At 74.1% G+C, this 18215-nt stretch carries 19 protein-coding genes; 8 read left to right on the top strand and 11 right to left on the bottom strand.

What is annotated here, in order from left to right:
* Positions 1 to 36 precede the first annotated feature (36 nt).
* On the bottom strand, positions 37 to 1116 hold the full coding sequence (locus tag PATMI_RS0118780) for a D-Ala-D-Ala carboxypeptidase family metallohydrolase (RefSeq protein ID WP_026911989.1): 1080 nt from the start codon (positions 1114 to 1116) through the stop codon (positions 37 to 39).
* A gap of 238 nt (positions 1117 to 1354) precedes the next feature.
* On the bottom strand, positions 1355 to 2176 hold the full coding sequence (locus PATMI_RS0118770; RefSeq protein WP_026911988.1) for a J domain-containing protein: 822 nt from the start codon (positions 2174 to 2176) through the stop codon (positions 1355 to 1357).
* A 176-nt stretch (positions 2177 to 2352) separates the two neighbouring features.
* Between PATMI_RS0118770 and mscL the strand changes: the two genes are divergently transcribed.
* Entirely contained in the window at positions 2353 to 2730 is a 378-nt protein-coding gene (gene mscL / locus PATMI_RS0118765) for a large conductance mechanosensitive channel protein MscL (protein ID WP_026911987.1), read from the top strand.
* Positions 2731 to 2774: 44 nt separating this feature from the next.
* Here mscL and PATMI_RS0118760 read toward each other — a convergent pair whose 3' ends face one another.
* Positions 2775 to 3887, bottom strand: a complete 1113-nt coding sequence (locus PATMI_RS0118760; RefSeq protein ID WP_026911986.1) for a metallophosphoesterase — start codon at positions 3885 to 3887, stop codon at positions 2775 to 2777.
* Positions 3888 to 3956: 69 nt separating this feature from the next.
* Here PATMI_RS0118760 and PATMI_RS0118755 point away from each other — a divergent pair, with 69 nt between their 5' ends.
* Together PATMI_RS0118755 and PATMI_RS35060 are read left to right on the top strand one after the other, a co-directional pair.
* On the top strand, positions 3957 to 4613 hold the full coding sequence (locus PATMI_RS0118755) for a hypothetical protein (RefSeq protein WP_026911985.1): 657 nt from the start codon (positions 3957 to 3959) through the stop codon (positions 4611 to 4613).
* Between the two features lie 109 nt (positions 4614 to 4722).
* Entirely contained in the window at positions 4723 to 5292 is a 570-nt protein-coding gene (locus PATMI_RS35060; protein ID WP_051472026.1) for a GNAT family N-acetyltransferase, read from the top strand.
* A gap of 24 nt (positions 5293 to 5316) precedes the next feature.
* On the opposite strand, the gene PATMI_RS37665 is transcribed toward PATMI_RS35060, so the two are convergent.
* Positions 5317 to 6072 (bottom strand): peptidylprolyl isomerase, encoded by a 756-nt coding sequence (locus PATMI_RS37665; protein ID WP_051472025.1) that lies wholly within the window; start codon positions 6070 to 6072, stop codon positions 5317 to 5319.
* A 114-nt stretch (positions 6073 to 6186) separates the two neighbouring features.
* Here PATMI_RS37665 and PATMI_RS31560 point away from each other — a divergent pair, with 114 nt between their 5' ends.
* The 4 genes from PATMI_RS31560 to PATMI_RS31550 are packed head-to-tail and all read left to right on the top strand — an operon-like array spanning position 6187 to position 10172.
* The gene (locus tag PATMI_RS31560; RefSeq protein ID WP_051472024.1) at positions 6187 to 7221 is read left to right on the top strand and encodes a diacylglycerol/lipid kinase family protein; all 1035 of its coding nucleotides are present in this window, start codon (positions 6187 to 6189) and stop codon (positions 7219 to 7221) included.
* Positions 7218 to 8654: a MurT ligase domain-containing protein gene (locus tag PATMI_RS0118735; protein WP_245604197.1), complete on the top strand. Its 1437-nt coding sequence runs from the start codon at positions 7218 to 7220 to the stop codon at positions 8652 to 8654. The genes PATMI_RS31560 and PATMI_RS0118735 overlap by 4 nt, the downstream gene beginning before the upstream one ends.
* Positions 8651 to 9457: a class I SAM-dependent methyltransferase gene (locus tag PATMI_RS35050; RefSeq protein ID WP_026911983.1), complete on the top strand. Its 807-nt coding sequence runs from the start codon at positions 8651 to 8653 to the stop codon at positions 9455 to 9457. The genes PATMI_RS0118735 and PATMI_RS35050 overlap by 4 nt, the downstream gene beginning before the upstream one ends.
* On the top strand, positions 9450 to 10172 hold the full coding sequence (locus PATMI_RS31550) for a type 1 glutamine amidotransferase (RefSeq protein ID WP_245604196.1): 723 nt from the start codon (positions 9450 to 9452) through the stop codon (positions 10170 to 10172). Before PATMI_RS35050 ends, PATMI_RS31550 begins: the two co-directional genes overlap by 8 nt.
* 49 nt (positions 10173 to 10221) lie before the next feature.
* Here PATMI_RS31550 and PATMI_RS38005 read toward each other — a convergent pair whose 3' ends face one another.
* From PATMI_RS38005 to hflX, 7 genes are all read right to left on the bottom strand, one after another.
* Positions 10222 to 11175 carry a glycine betaine ABC transporter substrate-binding protein gene (locus tag PATMI_RS38005; protein WP_051472023.1) on the bottom strand — a complete coding sequence of 318 codons (954 nt, stop codon included), beginning with the start codon at positions 11173 to 11175 and terminating at the stop codon, positions 10222 to 10224.
* Positions 11176 to 11316: 141 nt separating this feature from the next.
* Entirely contained in the window at positions 11317 to 12276 is a 960-nt protein-coding gene (locus PATMI_RS38000; protein WP_051472022.1) for a glycine betaine ABC transporter substrate-binding protein, read from the bottom strand.
* 75 nt (positions 12277 to 12351) lie between these two features.
* Positions 12352 to 13113: an ABC transporter permease gene (locus PATMI_RS31530; RefSeq protein WP_036726109.1), complete on the bottom strand. Its 762-nt coding sequence runs from the start codon at positions 13111 to 13113 to the stop codon at positions 12352 to 12354.
* On the bottom strand, positions 13110 to 13772 hold the full coding sequence (locus PATMI_RS0118695) for an ABC transporter permease (RefSeq protein WP_026911982.1): 663 nt from the start codon (positions 13770 to 13772) through the stop codon (positions 13110 to 13112). Before PATMI_RS0118695 ends, PATMI_RS31530 begins: the two co-directional genes overlap by 4 nt.
* Before the next feature lie 32 nt (positions 13773 to 13804).
* The gene (locus PATMI_RS0118690; protein WP_026911981.1) at positions 13805 to 14908 is read right to left on the bottom strand and encodes an ABC transporter ATP-binding protein; all 1104 of its coding nucleotides are present in this window, start codon (positions 14906 to 14908) and stop codon (positions 13805 to 13807) included.
* 198 nt (positions 14909 to 15106) lie between these two features.
* Positions 15107 to 15574, bottom strand: a complete 468-nt coding sequence (gene dut / locus PATMI_RS31525; RefSeq protein WP_036726108.1) for a dUTP diphosphatase — start codon at positions 15572 to 15574, stop codon at positions 15107 to 15109.
* The gene (hflX, locus tag PATMI_RS31520) at positions 15571 to 16923 is read right to left on the bottom strand and encodes a GTPase HflX (protein WP_051472021.1); all 1353 of its coding nucleotides are present in this window, start codon (positions 16921 to 16923) and stop codon (positions 15571 to 15573) included. The genes dut and hflX overlap by 4 nt, the downstream gene beginning before the upstream one ends.
* Before the next feature lie 193 nt (positions 16924 to 17116).
* Between hflX and dapE the strand changes: the two genes are divergently transcribed.
* Positions 17117 to 18202, top strand: a complete 1086-nt coding sequence (dapE, locus tag PATMI_RS0118675) for a succinyl-diaminopimelate desuccinylase (protein ID WP_026911980.1) — start codon at positions 17117 to 17119, stop codon at positions 18200 to 18202.
* Positions 18203 to 18215 lie beyond the last annotated feature (13 nt).

Raw genomic sequence — 18215 nt, 5'->3', positions numbered from 1 at the left:
CGTGGCGCGGGAACGCGGGTCCTGGCGCGCAGGCCCTCATCCGGCGCCGTGGAGCTGCACGTGGTCGGCTTCTGCGGCGCCGGCGAAGGGCCGGGTGAGGCCGTAGGCGTTCAGCGTCGCCTCGGGCACGCCCTCGAGCCCGGGCGTGTCGGAGGCCTCGCCGCGCGTGTGCGGGTCGTTCGCGAACCCGCCGACCTCGACGGAGTGCTGCGGGGTCCGGTAGCCGGAGAGCCCGATCAGGTGGAGGTGCAGCTCCTTGCCCATCTTGTTCAGGCGCTGCGCCAGCTCGGGCTCGTCGTGCACCGAGTAGTTCGTCCCGGCGGCGGGGAAGAACCCGTAGCCGCCCTGCGGGGTGGTGCCGCCCGACAGCGGCACGCCGGCGGCCTTGGCCGCGGCGCGCTGGGCCTTGACGAGCTGCTTGCGGAGCGCGTCCTCCCGGCGCCCGAGAGACTTCAATCGCGCGCTGTGGGCGTCGCGGGAGCGCTCGATCGAGGCCTGCTGCTGGACGACCTCGAGCCGCACGTGGGCGACGGCGTCGCGGCGCGTGCGCTCGGAGGCGACGGTCGCGGCCTTGCTCTCGGAGAGCTCCTGGAGGTGCTTCGCCGTGCTGTCGGCGGCCGTCTTCGCCTTCGTCACGGCGACCGTGACCTCGGCGTTGCGCCTGGCGACCTGCTTGAGCTGGCCGACGCGGGAGAGCAGGTCCGAGTACCCGCGGGCGTTCAGGACGACCTCGGCGAGGCCGGGCCGCGGGTCCTCGTACTGGGCCACGAGCTGCGCGGCGAGGACCTTCTGGTCGCGGGCGGACTCGGCGCGGAGCTTCACGAGCCGGGCGCGGGTGTCGCGGAGCTCCGTCTGCAGCTGGTCCAGCCGCGCGGCGTCGCGGTCGAGGTCGGCGTCGAGCGGCGCCAGCTGGGCCTCGAGCTCCTGCACCCTCGCCGTGACGGCCTTCAGGCGCATGCGGTCCGCGTGCAGGCCCTGACGGGCACCCTGGGCGCGGCGCTGCTGCGCGTCGAGCCTCCCCTGGAGGGACGACGTGGACGCGGCGCCCGCTGACGGGACGAGGAGGAGGCCTGCGGTCAGGACGGCGACCGCGGCACGAGGGGTCTGATGCACCATCGGCCGGGGGACCGTAGTCGCCCGGTGCGGGTGCGCCCGCAGTCCGGCGTGCAACGTGGCGCGCCGCCGCTGGGGCCGAGGCGGGTGCCCCGGCGTTGTGGCTCAGACCGCGCCGGCGGCGAGGTTGATGCCGTAGGCCAGCACGACCGCGGCGAGGATGAGGGTGATTCCGAGCGACCAGTCGTCCATTGCGCGTCGCATCCTAGCCTCCGGGGCGGCGCGGCGTCCTGACCGCGCCTCAGGCGCCGGTGCGGGCCGCTCCCGCCCGCACGCGACGCGCGACGGCGGCGGCCGTGGCCGGGGGCAGATCGCCGAACGTCGTGCGCCGTCCGCGGCGGTCGGTGCACGCGACCTGGGCCCCGCCCCGCCAGGGACGCGGCGGTCGTACGCGGACGTCGGTCACGTCCGCCAGGGGCAGCACCCGCACCCGGTGCACCGGGGCGTCGTCGAGCAGGTAGAGGATGCGACGGTCGGTGACCACGAGCGTCGTCTGGGGGCTCGCCCACGTCGTCGCGGGCACCACCAGCCCGACGGTCTCGCCGGGTTCCAGCGCGGTGCGCAGCTCGAGCCCGAGCGCCCGGCGGACCGCCGGCGCGAGCCCGTCCCGCGGCCCGGGGTGGACCTCCGACGGCCCCGGGTCGCCGCCGGGCACGTGCAGCCGCCCGTCGAGCCCCGGGGTCCAGGGCGCCCGCGGATCGACGTCGGGCCCGAGCCCCTCCCCCGCCGCGCCGGTCCGCGCCCGTCCCGACGGCGGCTCCCGGTCCTCCCAGGGGCCCGCGGTGCCGCGTGGCGGCCACGACGGCGCGCCCGCGGACCCCGACGTGCGTGGCACCGGTCCCGTGGCGTCCGGCGCCCCGGACGCCGCCCGCTCGGCCGCGTCGCGCAGCTGGTCGTACGCCGCGTTGATCAGGGCCATCCGGTCCGCGGCCTCCGCGGACGGCGCGCGGTCGGGGTGCCAGCGCTTGGCGAGCCGCCGGTAGGCGGCGGTGACGTCGGCCGGCGGGGCGCCGGAGGTCACGCCCAGGACCTCGTGCGGGTCGACGCCGGAGGGGACTGCCACGGCACCATCGTGGCACGGACGGCCGTCCCGCCCCGGACGAGGGCGGGACGTCGCCGGCCGGAGGGCCTCGGGAGGGCGGAGGAACGGTCCGTCCGGCGTCGAACCCACCTGCGATCCCATCCCCGGCGTGCTCGCGGAGCCCCCGCGCGCGCGTCGCCCCTTCCCCGGAGGCCGCAGTGATTCAAGACCTGAAGAAGTTCCTGTTCAAGGACAGCCTGATCGACGTGGCGGTGGCGTTCATCCTCGCCACCGCGTTCGGCCTGGTCGTCAAGTCGCTCGTGAACGACATCCTGATGCCGATCATCGCCGCGATCGTCGGCAAGCCGAGCTTCGACGACGTGGTCATCAACCTCGGCGACACCCCGATCAAGATCGGCGTGTTCATCACGCTGTTCATCAACTTCCTGATCATCGGGACGGTCCTGTTCTTCATCGTCCGCGCGATCGAGCGCGCGACCCGCGGCCGCAAGGCCGAGGAGAACACGGCCGGGCCGACCCAGGAGGTCGTGCTGCTGACCGAGATCCGCGACGCGCTGGCGGCCCCGCGCTCCTAGCCCGTCACGCGACGGGCGGGCGATCCGCCCGCCCGTCCCGGCGGTCAGTCCCCGGCGTCCTCCGCCGGCCCCTCGACCGCCGACGTCGGCGGCTGCAGCGCCGAGAGCGGCACGTCCTTCAACAGCGCGAGGACCTGCGGGGTCCGGTCGTCCTGCAGCAGCAGCGCCCCGCCGGGCCAGTACGGGCCGTCGGAGTCCGTCGACCGCACGAGGAGCGGCTCGTACACCCACGAGCCGCTGTTCCACAGCCACGGCCCGTTCGGGTCGGGGTGCCAGGGACCGAGCGCCTCGTCGCGGTTCAGCGGTCCGAGTCGGTGGACGTGTCCGAACAGGACGTGGTGGGCGCGCGGGAGCACGCCGAGGTCGTCCGCGACCCGCAGCAGGCTGCCCAGACCGGCGCGCTCGAGGCGACGGTCGAGCCACACCGAGCCCACCGCGGCGATCCGCTCGTTGCGGGCCTGCGCCGCGGCGGTCGGCACCCCGTCCCGCCCGAGCACCGCCTTGCCGATCGCGCGGGCGAACCCGCCGATCCGCTCGACGCCCTCCTCGAACCCCTCCGGCAGGTCGCGGACGACGAGGGACGCCGCCGCGACCGTCGGCGCACGGGCGAGCTCGTACGCGTCGGCGGGACCGAGCTCGTCGGTCTCCGACGCGTTGGCGCGGGCGACCAGTCGGCTGATGGGCGTGGCGGTCAGGCGCGTGTCGAGGTAGTGGCCGTGGTGCGCGTAGACGTGCGGTCCGAGCCACGTGCCCGGGTAGTGCACCCGGAGCCGGCCGCCCGCCGGGCGCAGGGCATCGGTCAGGGTCGACAGGAGCTCGGTGGCGTCGCGGGGCACCCGCGTCGCGGCGCCGAGCGGCTGCTCGTCCGCGCGGCGCCGCCGGAGCCACGCGCGGATCAGCAGGTGGTCGTGGTTGCCGGGGACGACGACGACCTCGCGCCCGCGCATCGCCCGGCCGATCCGGCGCAGCGTCGGGAGCGCGTCCTCGAGCGCGGAGGAGGTCCGGCCCTCGAGCAGCTCGACGACGTCGCCGAGGAGGACGAGCCGGTCGACGTCCGTCAGGGCGTCGAGCAGGGCCTCCAGCGCGGCCGGGCGCCGGAGGACGTCGCGTCCGCCCCGTCCGCCGAGGTGGAGGTCGGAGATGACGAGGGTCCGCATCCACCGCGAAGCATGCCGTACCGGGCGTGCCGGGCGGCGTGACGCGGTGCGGAGTACCATCGCGGGTCCATGGCCAAGCAGCAGCAGCGGCAGATGCGCATCGAGCAGCGCGGCGGTCTCGCCGCGATCCAGGAGCTCGAGCAGCGCTCCGACGCCGACCTCCTCCGCGAGAGCAAGAACCGGTCCGCGGCCCGGGCGATCCTCGGCAGCCGCGCGGCGGAGCGCTACGACGCCGCGGCGGCCCGTGGCTACTTCCAGGAGGCGATGGCCGCGGCCCGCCCCCAGGAGCGTCCGCAGATCCGGCGGATGGCCGAGGCGGCGCTCGCCCTGGCCGACCGGCGCTCCGGTGACCTGAAGGCCGCGGCCCAGCGCCTCGGCCAGGAGGGTCCGTCGGGCCGGCAGCTGTTCCTGCTGCGGCTCTCCGGGCTGCTCGTCCCGCCGTCGTCGCAGGGCGGCCTCGCGCGCGCCCGCGGCGTGCTTCTCATCATCCTGCTGCTGCTCGGCGTCGTCGCGATCGGCACCGGGCTCTCGGCGCTGATCTCCTGGCCGCTCGGCGGGCTCTCGCTGGCGTCGAACATCTCGCTCGGCGTGATCGTCCTGATCGTCGTCATCGGCGTCCTGATCGCCCTCGCCCGCAAGCGCACCCGGCAGGCCGAGGCGAAGCGCGCCGAGCAGGTCGCCCAGCAGCGCCAGCCGACCAATCGCGCGGCGCGCCGCCGCGGCTGAGGACCGCTCACACCGTCCCGGCCGGCGCACCGGAGGGGCAGACGGCGCACACGCCGGACGTGTGCGCCGGTTTCCACCCGGCGTCCTCCGGGGCGTGTAGCTTCGCGGTGTGCTCGAGCGCGACGGGATCCTGCGGACGGACCGGCTCATCGTCCGTCCGATGGGGCCGGGCGACTTCGACGCGCTGATGCAGGGCCTCGAGGACCCCGACCGCATCTGGGCCGACGGCTACCCGCTCGACGAGAGCCTCGTGTCGGCGGCGATGGTCCAGGAGCGCCAGCGCGCGTCCGTGGGCGTCGTGCCGGTGCTCGCGGAGGACCCCTGGACGCAGTACCAGATCATCCTGGCGTCGCAGGACGTCGTCGTGGGCGACCTGACGTTCCTCGAGCCGCCGGACCGCGACCGCGTCGCGATGATCACCTTCGGGATCGCCCCGGCCTGCCGGGGCAACGGGTTCGCGACGGAGATGCTGCGGGCCCTCGTCCCGTGGCTCCGCGCCCGCAACGACGTCCGCGGGATCCGTGCGGACACCGACCTCGTCAACCCGACGAGCCACCAGGTGCTGCGGAACGCCGGGCTGCGCGTGGTGCAGGACGACGGGGACCGCCAGCTCTACGAGCTGCGCTGGGACCACGCCGAGCGGATCCCCCGCTCGACGCGCACGGCCCGCCGTCCCTGACCGGTCGCCGGGACGGCTCGCGGCTCAGCCCCCGGAGGCCACGGCCTTCGAGATCACGACCGGCTGGGAGGGCGGGCCGTCCTGGCCGGTGCCCTCCGCCGCGATGCGGTCGACGGTGTCCATCCCCTTCACGACCTTGCCGACGATCGCGTACTGCGGCGGCAGACCGCTGTCCTCGGCGGTGACGACGTAGAACTGGCTGCCGCTCGTGCCGTCGGGCTCGGTGCCGGTCTTCGCCATCGCCACGACGCCCCTCGTGTAGGCCGCGTCGGCCGGCGGGGTCTCGCGCACGGAGTACCCGGGACCGCCGGTGCCGTCGCCGGACGGGTCTCCGCCCTGGATCACGAAGTTCGGCGAGATCCGGTGGAAGGTGAGGCCGTCGAAGAACTTCGCGACGACGAGCGACTTGAACGACGCCGCGGTCTTCGGCTGGCGCTTCGTGTCCAGCGCGATCGAGAACGACCCGCAGTTCGTGGTCATCGTGACCGTCCACGAGCCGGTGAGCTTCGCCGGCTTCGGCTTCGGGAGGTCCGGCTCGTCGGTGCGCGGCTCCGGCTCGGAGACCGAGGTGCAGGACGCCTCCTCGGCCGTCGTGGTGGCAGGCGTCGTGGTGGAGGGGCTCGTCGCGGTGGTCGGGGCGTCGGCCGCCGTCGAGGCGGTGCTCGACCCGGAGTCGTCGTCGCCGCAGGCGGCGAGACCGGTCGCGAGCGCCCCGGTCGCGAGCAGCGCGGTCAGCCGCCGGGTCGTCGTCGATCGGGAGCGGGAGGACGAGAAGGCCACGGCGGCAGCATAGACCGGGTCCCGCGGGGCCGACGCGCAGGTCGGACGGGGTGCCGTCCGCGCGCGGAGGCGCGGGTCGCGACGGAGGTCCGGAGGGCCCGCGATACTTCGCGGGTGCCCTCACGGACCCACGACGTCGCACCGGGAGCGTCAGCGCCCGTCGCGCGGACGACCGATCCGCGTGCCCGCCGGATCACGCTCGTGGTCAACCCGGCGGCCGGCGGCGGTCGCGGGCGGCGCACCGCGGCCGAGGCCGCCTCCCGGCTGACGGCCCGCGGGATGCGCGTGCGGACCGTCGAGACGCTCGACGCCGAGCACGCCGCGCAGGAGGCCCGGCGCGCGTTCGACCGCGGCGACGTCGCGGTCGCCGTCGGTGGTGACGGGATGCTGCGGATCCTGGCCGGCGAGGCCGTCCTCCGCGACGACGCGGTCGTCGGGCTGCTCCCCGCCGGCCGCGGCAACGACTTCGCCCGGTTCCTCGGGCTGCCGACCGATCAGGAGGCCGCGACCGAGACGCTCGCCTGCGGGGTCGAGGCGCTGCTGGACACCGGCGTCGCCCGCGGCTCCGACGGGGTCGACCGGACCTTCCTGTCGATCGTCTCGATCGGCTTCGACGCCGAGGCCAACCGGATCGCCAACGCCGCCCCGCCGGCGCTCGGTGGCCTCGTCTACGTCGTCGGCGCGGTCGGCGCGCTGGCCGGACTGCGCCCGGTGCCGCTGCGCATCGTGGCCGACGGCGCCGAGCGGGCCTCGACGGTGCTCCTGCTCGCGGTCGCGAACTCGGGTGCCTACGGTGGGGGGATGCACATGGCGCCCCACGCCTCGCTCGGCGACGGCGTCCTCGACGTCGTCGCGGTCCCCCACCGCGGCCGGCCGGACCGCTGCGGCTGGCGCGACCGGCTGCGCATCCTCCGCTTCCTCCCCCGCGTCTTCCGCGGCAGCCACGTCGGGACCCGGTACGTCGAGCTCTCGACCGCCCGCACGATCCGCGTCGAGGCCGACGGTCCGCTGGTGGCCTACGCCGACGGCGACCCGATCGGCGTGCTGCCGCTGACGATCTCGACCCGTCCGGCGTCCCTGCGGCTGCTGGTGCCGGCGGCCGGGGGCCTCCGGTCCGGGGTCGACCGGCCGTCGGGGGTCGCCGCGTGAGCGCGCCCGCCGTCCAGGCACGCACCGGCGTGCCGCTGCCCGCCGCCGTCGCCACGGCCCGCCTCGCCGGGCGCATGGCCCGCCTCGCCGGGAAGGGCGGCACGAGCCTCCCGGGCAAGGTGCTGACCCGCATGCGGCCCGACGCGATCGCGCGCATGTCCGACCGCCTCGACGAGGGGTCCGTCGTCCTCAGCGCCACGAACGGGAAGACGACGACGGCCGCGCTCGTCGCGTCGATCCTGGAGGCCCACGGGACGACGCTCGTGCACAACCGGCAGGGCGCGAACATGGCCGGCGGGATCGCCGCGTCGCTGCTGGGCTCCTGGCGGCGCGGACGGCCGACCGGCGCGCTCGGGCTGTTCGAGGTCGACGAGTTCTGGCTCGACGGCCTCGTCCGGGCGCTGCGCCCGCGGGTGGTGCTGCTCGCGAACCTCTTCCGCGACCAGCTGGACCGCTACGGCGAGCTGGAGGCGATCGCGGACCGCTGGCACCAGATCGTGGCCGACGACGCCGCGACGACGACCGCGAGCGGCGAGCCCGGCTTCCGGCTGGTCCTGGGAGCCGACGACCCGGCGGTCGCCGATCTCGGCATCGACCGCGCCGACGTCCTCTACTTCGGGGTGCAGGACGTCGCGGTCGCGCGCGACACCGCGGACCACGCGTCCGACGCCACGACCTGCCGGATCTGCGGCGCCTCCTACGTCTACACGGCGTCGTTCGTCGGGCACCTCGGCCACTACGCGTGCCCGAGCTGCGGGCACCGGCGCCCGGAGCCCCAGGTCACCGCCGATCGGGTCGTGCTGCACGGGACGCGGGGCTCGACGATCGACCTGCGCCTGCCCGACGGCACGGTGACCGTCGACGTCCACCTGCCGGGCCTCTACAACGTCTACAACGCCCTCGGCGCCGCGGCCCTGACCCACGCGCTCGGCGTGCCCGCCGCGACGATCGCCGCCGGCCTGACCTCGACCGCCGCGGCGTTCGGCCGCGCGGAGACCGTCCGGATCGGCGAGCGCGAGCTCCAGCTCCTGCTCGTGAAGAACCCGGCCGGCGCCAACGAGGTCGCCCGGACCCTCGCGCTGGCGGAGGACGAGCTCGACCTGCTCGCGGTGCTCAACGACCGCATCGCCGACGGCCGCGACGTCTCGTGGGTGTGGGACGCCGACCTCGAGGCCATCGCGAGCCGGGTCCGCCACGTGACCTGCGCCGGCACCCGGGCCGCGGAGATGGCGGTGCGCTGGAAGTACGCCGGCGTCGCGCCCGACCGGATCGCCGTCGTCACCGACGGGATCTCCGCCGCGCTCGACCACGCGCTCGCGGCCGCCCCGCAGGACCACGCCGTGCCGATCCACGCGATCCCGACCTACACCGCGATGCTCGAGCTGCGCGAGGAGCTCGTCCGGCGCGGCGCCGCGAAGGGGTCGTTCGCGTGAGCGGCCGTCCCGACACCACGCACGACGCGGCGGACGCCCTCGCCGAGGCCGCGGACCGCGAACTCGACCACGTCCGCTGGCACGACCTCGAGTGCGGCGGCTACCGGGCGGACCTCCGCCTGTGGCGCACGTTGGCGGACGAGCTGATCCCGCCCGGGACGCCGTCGCCGTCGCGGGTGCTCGACCTGGGCAGCGGCACCGGACGGGTGTCGCTCGACCTCGCCTCCCGGGGCCGCGCGGTCCTCGGGGTCGACGTCGACGCCGCCTTCTGCGCCGAGCTCCGTCGCCGCGCCGCCCTGCGCTCGCTGCCGGCGGCCGCGGCGGTCAGCGACGCCCGGGAGCTCCGGCTCGGCGAGCGCTTCGCCCTGATCGTCGCCCCCATGCAGACCGTCCAGCTGCTCGACGGCGCGGCCGGGCGGGCGGCGCTCCTGCAGGGCATCCGCGACCACCTGACCCCGGGCGGCGTCGCGGCGATCGCGATCGTGGAGGACGTCGAGCCGTTCGGCGCCGACGAGGCCGCGCACCTCGCCCCCGACATGAAGGACCACGGCGGCACGGTCTACGCCAGCCGCCCGGTCGGCGTCGACGTCGCCGACGGGCGGATCGTCCTGGACCGCGTGCGCGAGGTCGTGACCCCCGCGGGCGACCGCCGCGTGACGAGCGACCGCACCGTGCTGGACGTCCTGGACGTCGACGGGCTCGAGGACGAGGGCCGCGCGGTCGGCCTGCGGGTCCTGCCCACGCGCGAGGTCGTCGCGACCGAGGAGCACGTCGGCAGCCGGGTGGTGATGTTCGGTGTCTGAGCAGACGATGCGGATCGCCGCGCTCTACCCCGACCTCCTGAACATCTACGCCGACCGCGGCAACCTGTTGATGCTCGAGCGCCGTTGCGCGTGGCGGGGGATCGGCTTCGAGCTGACCCGCTCGACGATCGGCGACGAGCTCGACCCCGACGCGCACGACCTGCTGTACCTCGGGGGCGGGCAGGACCGCGACCAGCAGCTCTGCGCCGTCGACCTCACGACCGTCAAGCGCGACGCCGTCCACGCCCACGCCGCGCGCGGCGGCGCCGTGCTCGCGGTCTGCGGCGGCTACCAGCTGCTCGGCCACCACTACGCGCTCGAGCCCGGGGTCACGCTCCCCGGGGTCGGGCTGCTGGACCTCCACACGGAGCGCGGCGAGGGCCGGCTGATCGGCAACGTCGCGATCGAGGTCGACGGCCGGACCCTGGCGGGGTTCGAGAACCACGGCGGACGGACGATCCTGGCCGCCGGGCAGGAGCCGCTCGGCCGCGTGCTGTCCGGCCACGGCAACACCGGCGTCTCCGGCTTCGAAGGGGCACGGAGCGGCAACGTCGTCGGCACGTACCTGCACGGTCCGCTGCTGCCGAAGAACGCGTGGTTCGCGGACGAGCTGATCGCGTCCGCGCTCGGCGTGCGCGCGGACGAGCTCGAGCCGCTGGACGACCGCTTCGAGGACGCCGCGCACGCCGGCGCGCGGCGCGCCGCCGGGGTCTGACCGGATCCCGGCGGACCGCCGCAGCCCGCGGCGGCCCACCGCCGGGGGCCTACTCGGCGGGCTTGGCCAGGTCCGCGATCGTCTTCAGGCCGTACTTGTCGGCCGTGGCCTTGGTGACGACGATCGCGTCGCTGTCCTGGGCGGCCGACTTGTCGAGGGCGACGAGGTTCGACGGCAGCGCGGCCTCGAGCGCCTTGAAGACCTCGTCGGACGTCGTCGCCGTCGTGTCCTTGTCGAGGTAGGTGAGGATCGTGCCGCTGTACTCGGGGAAGAGGTCGAGGGAGCCGCTCTTGAGCGCCGGGTAGTACTTCTCGCGGCTGCCGATGTTGAGCTTCGTCCTGATCGTCGCGCCCTGGGCCTTCAGCGCCGTGGCGTAGATCTCGGCGAGGACGACGTTCTCGGGGAAGTTCGCCGACCCGACGGTCAGCGTGCTGCCCTTCGCCGCGGTGCCCGTCGCGTCCAGGCCGTTCTCGGACAGCCACCCCTTGGCGACGGCGCCGGGGCTCTGCTTGTCGACCTGGACCCGGGAGACCAGCTCCCCGAGGCCCGTGGTGGTCAGCTTGGCCGAGATGCCGTTCAGGGTCGACTTGACGCCGTCGGTGACCTTCGACTTGTTGATGATCGGCAGGACGTCCTGGGCCGCGAAGTTGTTCTTCGGGTCGGCGAGGATGACGAACGTGTTGGCCGCGATCGACGGATCGGTGGTGAAGAGGTCCGCGGCCTCGATCTGGCCGTTCTTCAGCGCGTTGACCGTGACCGGGCCACCGGTGTCGGTGACCGTGTACTTGCCGAACTCGACGCCGTAGTTCCTCTTCAGGCCGGGAAGGCCGTCGGTCCGCGTCTTGAACTCGGGTGGACCGCCCATGATGAGCTTGCTCGCGATCGTCGCGCCGCCGCCCGAGGTCGAGCCGCCGCCGTCGTCCGAGCTGTCCGAGCCGCAGGCGGCGACGCCGAGGGCGAGTGCCGCGGTCGCCGCGCCGGTCGCCAGGATCCTGATGTTCATTGGTGCTCCATCGAGTCGTTGGGACTCCGGGAAGCCTAGACGTCGACGGGGACCCGTCGGCATCGACGGATGGACAGACGCGGGGCGTCCGCCTCGGGCAGGAGGTGCCGGAGCGCCCCGGGGCGCTCCGGCACCCGCGGATCACTCGGCGGGCTTGGCCAGGTCGGCGATCGTCTTCAGGCCGAACTTGTCGGCGGTGGCCTTCGTGACCACCACGGTGTCGCTGTCCTGGGCGTCGGACTTGTTCAGCGCGGTCAGGTTCGACGGCAGCGCGGCCTGCAGCGCCGTGTAGACGTCGTCCGGCTTGGACGCGGTGGCCTTCTTGTCGAGGTACGTCAGGATCGTGCCGCTGTACTCCGGGAAGAGGTCGAGCGAGCCGCTCTTGAGCGCCGGGTAGTACTTCTCGCGGCTGCCGATGTTGAGCTTCGTCTTGATCGACGCGCCCTGGGCCTTCAGCGCCTCGGCGTAGATCTCGGCCAGGACGACGTTCTCGGGGAAGTTCGCCGACCCGACGGTCAGCTTGACGCCCTTCGCGGCGGTGCCGGCGCTGGACAGCCCGTTCTGGGACAGCCAGCCCTTGGCGACGGCGTCGGGATCCTCCTTGTCGACCTGCACCTTGGAGACCAGGTCGCTCAGGCCGGCGGTGGTCAGCTTGGCGGAGATGCCGTCCAGCGTCGTCTTGACGCCGTCGCTCGCCTTGCTCTTCGTGATGATCGGGACGACGTTCTGCGCCGCGAAGTTGCTCTTCGGGTCCGCGAGGATCACGAAGCCGTTCGCCTTGATCGCCGGATCGGTGCTGAAGACGTTGGCGGCGTCGACCTGACCGTTCTTCAGCGCGTTGACGGTGACCGGCCCGCCGGTGTCGGTGACCCGGAACTTGCCGAACTCGACGCCGTAGTTCCGCTTCAGGCCGTCGAGGCCGTCTCCCCGGGTCTTGAACTCGGCGGCGCCGCCGAAGATGAACTTGCTGGCGATGGTCGCGCCACCGGCCGACGACGAGCCGCCCGTGGTGGTGTCGTCCGAGCTGTCGGAGCCGCAGGCGGTGACGCCTAGGGCGAGGACGGCGGCGGCGGCGCCGGAGGCCAGGATCCTGGAGGTCATGTCTGTTCCTTGTGGTGGGGTGCTGGGTGGAAGGTGGGTGGCGCGGCGGCCGTGGGTCCGCGGCGCCGCGCCGGATCAGGCGTGCGCGCCGTCCGTCTCGTGGACCGCGGCGATCCGCGAGTCCGGGACGGCCTGCTTGGACGAGAAGCGCCGGGTGATGCCGCGGGACACGACGTACCGCTGGATCGTCGCCAGGACGAGGTCGGTGAGGAGCGCCAGTGCCGCGACGAGCACGCCTCCGCCGATCATCTGCGGGTAGTCCTGCTGGGCCAGGCCGTCGTAGATAAAGCGGCCCAGACCGCCCAGGGGCAGGTAGGAGGCGACCGTCGCCGTGGCGATCAGCTGCAGGGTGGCGCTGCGGACGCCGGAGAAGATCAGCGGCAGGCTGATCGGGAACTCGACCCGGAGGAGCACCTGCGGGCCGGTCATCCCCATCCCGAACGCCGCGTCCCGGATCCCCGGTTCGACGTTCTGCACGCCGGCGTACGTGTTCGACAGGATCGGCGGGACCGCGAGGAGGACGAGGACGATCTCGGTCGGGATCAGGAAGCCGGTGTCGGTGCGCCCCTGGAAGTGCGGCGAGATGATCACGGTCAGCAGCACGAGGACGCCGACCGTCGGCAGGGCACGCAGCGCGTTGGCGCCGGCGACGAGCCAGCCCCACCGCCGCGTGTGGCCGATGAACAGGCCGAGCGGCAGGGCGATCAGCAGCGCGATCGCCAGGGCGATCCCGACGAACTTCAGATGGGCCAGGAGCTGGGTCCAGATGCCCGTGTCGAACTTCGTGTCGGTCCAGTGCGACGAGTCCGTCAGCCAGGTGACGACGTCGGCGATCACGACGGCACCGCCCTTCGCCAGGGCGTCAGCAACCGGTTGAGCCCGACGACCGCGAGGTCGAGCACGACCGCGAGCAGCACGCAGAGCACGATGCCCAGCACGATCGGCGGGTAGTACGCGTCGGGCGTGGAGAGCTGGAACCCCTGGGTGAAGAGCTGGCCCAGGTTCGAGAGGCCGATGGTGCCCGCGACCGCGACGATGCTGACGTTCGACACCACCGCCACGCGCAGGCCGGCCGCGATCACCGGGACCGCGATCGGCAGCTCGACCTTGAAGAACCGCTCGACGGGCCGGAAGCCGAGGGCGGTGGCGGCCTGGACGGTGTCCTCCGGGACCGAGGCGAGGCCGTCGGCCACGACCCGGACGAGCAGCGCGACCGAGTAGACGGTCAGGGCTATCGGCACCTGGAGCGGGTCGAGGGTGTCCAGCCCCAGGAGCGGGGGGACCATCACGAACAGCGCGATCGACGGGATCGTGTACAGCAGGCCGGTGATCGAGATGATCGGCGGGTACGTCCACCGGTAGCGGCGGGCGGTCCACCCGAGCGGCAGGGCGATCAGCAGCCCGATCACCACCGGCACCACCGACAGCCACGTGTGGGACCAGAGCAGGCGGAGGTCCTCGCTGCTGTGGTCGAGGAAGTACTGGGCGAAGTGCAGCGGCGACGAGCTCGTGCTGTCGGCCAGGACGGTCACGGCTGACGCTCCGTCTCGCGCGCCTCGATCAGCTCGAGCACCTCGCGCGCCGTCACCGAGCCGATGAGCGCGCCGCCGTCGTCGACCACGACGCCCCGGCCCGACGGTGAGGACAGGCAGGCGTCGAGCGCGGCCCGCAGGGTGCCGCCCTGGGTGGCCAGGGTGCCGCCGCGGTAGAGCAGCTCGTCGGAGACGGTCTCGTGGCCGGTGAAGTCCGCGCCGAGGTCGAGCCAGCCCTGCGGGGCCTGCTGCGCGTCCACGACCAGCAGCCAGGTGTCGGTGTCGGTCCCCTTCGGGATGGCCGCGCCGAGGGTGACGGTCGGCTCGCCGCGGGTCGACAGGGTCCCCGCGGTGGTGAAGCCGAGCGCGCGGTAGCCGCGGTCCCGCCCGACGAAGCCGGCGACGAACGCGTCGATCGGCCGGCTGAGGAGCTCGACCGGGGAGGCGAGCTGGGCGAGATGCCCGCCGACCCGCAGCACCGCAACCTGGTCACCGAGCTTGATCGCCTCGTCGATGTCGTGCGTCACGAACACGATCGTCTTGCCGAGCTCCTGCTGCAGGCGCAGGAACTCGTCCTGCAGCTGCTCGCGGACGACGGGGTCCACCGCGCTGAAGGGCTCGTCCATCAGCATCACGGGCGGGTCCGCGGCGAGTGCCCGGGCCACGCCCACGCGCTGTTGCTGTCCGCCGGAGAGCTGGGCCGGGTACCGCTTGGCGAAGTGGGGCGGCAGGCCGACGCGCTCGAGGAGCTCCAGCGCCGTCTTCCGGGCCTCCTTCTTGTCGGTCCCCAGCAGGAACGGCACGGTCGCGATGTTGTCGACGATCGTCCGGTGCGGGAACAGCCCGGCGTGTTGGATGACGTAGCCGATCTGACGCCGCAGCTCGTGGGTCGCCATCGAGGCGGTGTCGGTGTCGTCCAGCCAGATCGTGCCGGAGGTCGGCTCGATCATCCGGTTGATCATCCGGAGGCTCGTGGTCTTGCCGCAGCCGGATGGCCCGACGAGGACCGTGATCTGGCCGGAGGCCGCGGTCAGCTCCAGGGAGTCGACGGCGACCGTGCCGTCCGGGTAGCGCTTGGTTACCGCGTCAAACCGGATCACGTGCCGGTCTCCTGTCCTGTGGTGTCGGCCGGCGGAGCCAGGCCCGGGTGCCCATTGGAGCGGCGTACCCCCATCCGGAGAGGATGACACGGTCGCCGGTCAATGTCGCATTGTCGATCAGACAACAGGGTTTGACGGCTCGATGCGCGGCGACCGGTCGGCCGGGCCCGCCGCGGAGTCCCGGCCGACGCCGGAGCGTCAGCGCCCGGTCGACCCGAACCCGCCGGCTCCGCGCGCGGAGTCGCCGAGGTCGTCGACCTCCACGACCGCCGGGAGCGCGACGGGCATCACGAGCAGCTGGGCGATCCGCTCGCCCGCCGCCGCCTCGAACGTCGCCGTGCGGTCGGTGTTCAGGAGCAGGACCTTCAGCTCGCCGCGGTAGCCCGCGTCGACGACGCCCGGGGTGTTGACGAGCGTCAGGCCGTGCCGGGCCGCGAGGCCGGAGCGCGGAGCGACGATGCCCGCGAAGCCCTCGGGGATCGCCACCGCCAGCCCGGTCGGGACCATGGCGCGCTCGCCCGGTGCGAGCGTCACCGGCTCCGCGCAGCAGAGGTCCAGCCCGGCGTCGCCCGGGTGCTGGCGCACCGGCAGGACCGCGTCGGACCGGAGGCGACGGACCGCGAGGGGCGGGACGGCGTCGCACGCGGGCCCCGGGGCCCCGCTCACCCGTCCTGCTCCGGCCCGGGCGCGGCCGGCTGCAGGCGGAACCGGTCGTACCGCCCGGCGAGCGCCCGCGGCACCCGCGCCCGGACGAGCACGCCGTCGGCGCGGTGCTCCTGCTCGAGGTCGCCGGCCAGGCGGTGCAGCTCGTCCAGCATGCGTCCCTCCGCGTACGGGAGCAGCAGCTCGACCGGCTGGAGGGTCGCCTCGAACTCGTCCTCGATCCGCGCCGCGAGGGTGCCGATGCCCTCCCCCGCGCCGGCGGCGATCTGCACCGCGTCGGGGAACCGCGCCCACAGCGCCTCGCGCCGGTCCTCGTCGATCAGGTCGATCTTGTTGAGCACCAGGACGTGGACGTTCTCGGTCGCGCCGATGTCCTTCAGCACGTCGTCGACGGCCGTCATGACCGCCGCCATCTGGTCGTCCGGGGCGCTGGCGTCGACGACGTGGAGCACGAGGTCGGCGATCACGGTCTCCTCGAGCGTGGCGCCGAACGCCTCGACGAGGTGGTGGGGGAGCTTGCGGATGAACCCGACGGTGTCGGTCATCAGGTACGTGCGGCCGTTCCAGCGCAGCTCGCGGGTCGTCGGGTCCAGGGTGTGGAACAGCCGGTCCTGGACGCCCACCGTGGCGCCCGTCAGCGCGTTGAGCACCGTCGACTTGCCGGCGTTCGTGTAGCCGGCGAGGGCGACGTTCGGGATGTGCGACGACCGCGCGCGCTCGGCGCGCATGACGCGGCGGGTGCCCTTGACGTCCTCCAGCCGCCGGCGCAGCTTCGTGATCCGCTCGCGGGCCAGCCGGCGGTCCGTCTCGATCTGCGTCTCGCCCGGTCCGCGGGTGCCGACGCCGCCGACGCCGAGGCGGTCGAGGTGGGTCCACAGACCCCGCATGCGGGCCAGGTTGTACTGCAGCTGGGCGAGCTCGACCTGGAGCTTGCCCTCCGACGAGTTGGCGTGGACCGCGAAGATGTCGAGGATCAGCGCCGTGCGGTCCAGGACCGGCATCTCGAGCGCGCCCTCGATGTTGCGCTCCTGTCGCGGGGAGAGCTCGTCGTCGGTGACGACCATGGTCGCGCCGAGCTCCTTGCAGAGCGCCTTGAGCTCCTTGAGCTTGCCCTCGCCGACGTACGTGTTCGGATGCGGCTGGTCGAGGTGCTGGACGAGCTGCCCCACGACCTCGACCCCGGCGGTGCGCAGGAGCTCCCGCAGCTCGCTCAGGTCGTCGCCCGCCTCGAGGGCCCCGACGATCACGGCCCGCTGGTCCGCCGCCTTGCGCTGCTGGTCGAAGTCCGAGGCGTGGGTGGTCTCGAACCCCCCGGGAACGTGCGTGTGCTGGGCGTCGTCGCTGGAAGGCACTGGACCCCATGGTACGCCCCGCCGGTACGGGGGTTGGCCCGTCGTCCTCGGCCGGTCGCCCCGACGCGCCGGGTTCGTGTCCGCCGCCGTTCCGCCGGCGCGGCCACGGAGGAGCCGGGAGGTGGTGCGGCCGGTCGCAGGGCGACGGGCGCCCGCGACCGGCAGTGGGCCCGACCGGCGGTATCGTCGGCCCGTGTCCCCGCGCCTCGACGACCGCCTCGCCGACCTCACGCTGCAGCTGGTCGACTGCCCGTCGGAGTCCCGCCACGAGGAGCCGGCGATCGCCATGGCCCAGGCGCTCCTCTTCGAGGCGGGCGTCGCGACGGTCGACGCGCACGACACCTGCCTGCTGGCCGGCACCACGCTGCGGGGCGACCGTCCGCTGATCCTCCTGGCGGGCCACCTCGACACCGTCCCCGAGCAGGGCAACCGGCCGGGGCGGATCGAGGACGGGATCGTCCACGGCCTCGGGTCGTGCGACATGAAGGGCGCCTGCGCGGTGATGCTGGAGCTCCTGCGCGACGGCGTGCACGCCGAGCCCGACCGCGCGTGCGACCTGGGCGTGGTGCTCTTCGGGCGCGAGGAGCTGCCGTTCGTCGACACCACCCTGACGCCGCTCCTGGCCCGGAGGCCCGAGCTGAAGACCGCCGACCTCGCGGTCGTGATGGAGCCGACGTCCGGTGCGGTGCAGGGCGGCTGCCTGGGGAACCTCAACGCCACGTGGACGTTCCACGGCGAGGCCGCCCACAGCGCCCGCCCCTGGCTCGGCCACAACGCCATCCACCGCGCCGCCGAGGGGATCGCCCGCCTGGCGCAGGTGCCGATCCGGCGGCACGAGTTCAGCGGCCTGGAGTACGCGGAGTGCGTGTCGGTGACCCGCGTCGCCGGCGGCGTCGCCGACAACGTCGTCCCCGACCGGGTCGACGCCCACGTCAACTACCGCTACCCGCCGGGCATGGACCCGGACGCCGCGGAGGCCCGGCTCCGGGGGTGGTGCGACGTCCCGCACTCCTCCCTCTCGATCGTGGGTCACGCCCCGTCGGGCGCCGTCGCGGTCGACGGTCCCCTCGCGCAGGCCCTGATCGCCGGCACGGGCGGCGAGGTCACCCCGAAGCAGGCGTGGACGCCGGTCGCAGAGTTCGGGCTCGCGGGGGTCCCCGCGGTCAACTTCGGCCCTGGCGACCCGAAGTACGCGCACAAGCGCGACGAGCAGGTCTCCACCGAGGCGCTCCAGGCGAGCTACGAGACGCTCGCGACGCTGGTGCGCACGGGAGCGTGACGGCGGACGACCG

Source organism: Patulibacter minatonensis DSM 18081, from assembly GCF_000519325.1.
Lineage (GTDB): Bacteria > Actinomycetota > Thermoleophilia > Solirubrobacterales > Solirubrobacteraceae > Patulibacter > Patulibacter minatonensis.
Note: the sequence above shows the minus strand (reverse complement) of the source record. Positions and strands in the feature narration are given on the sequence as shown.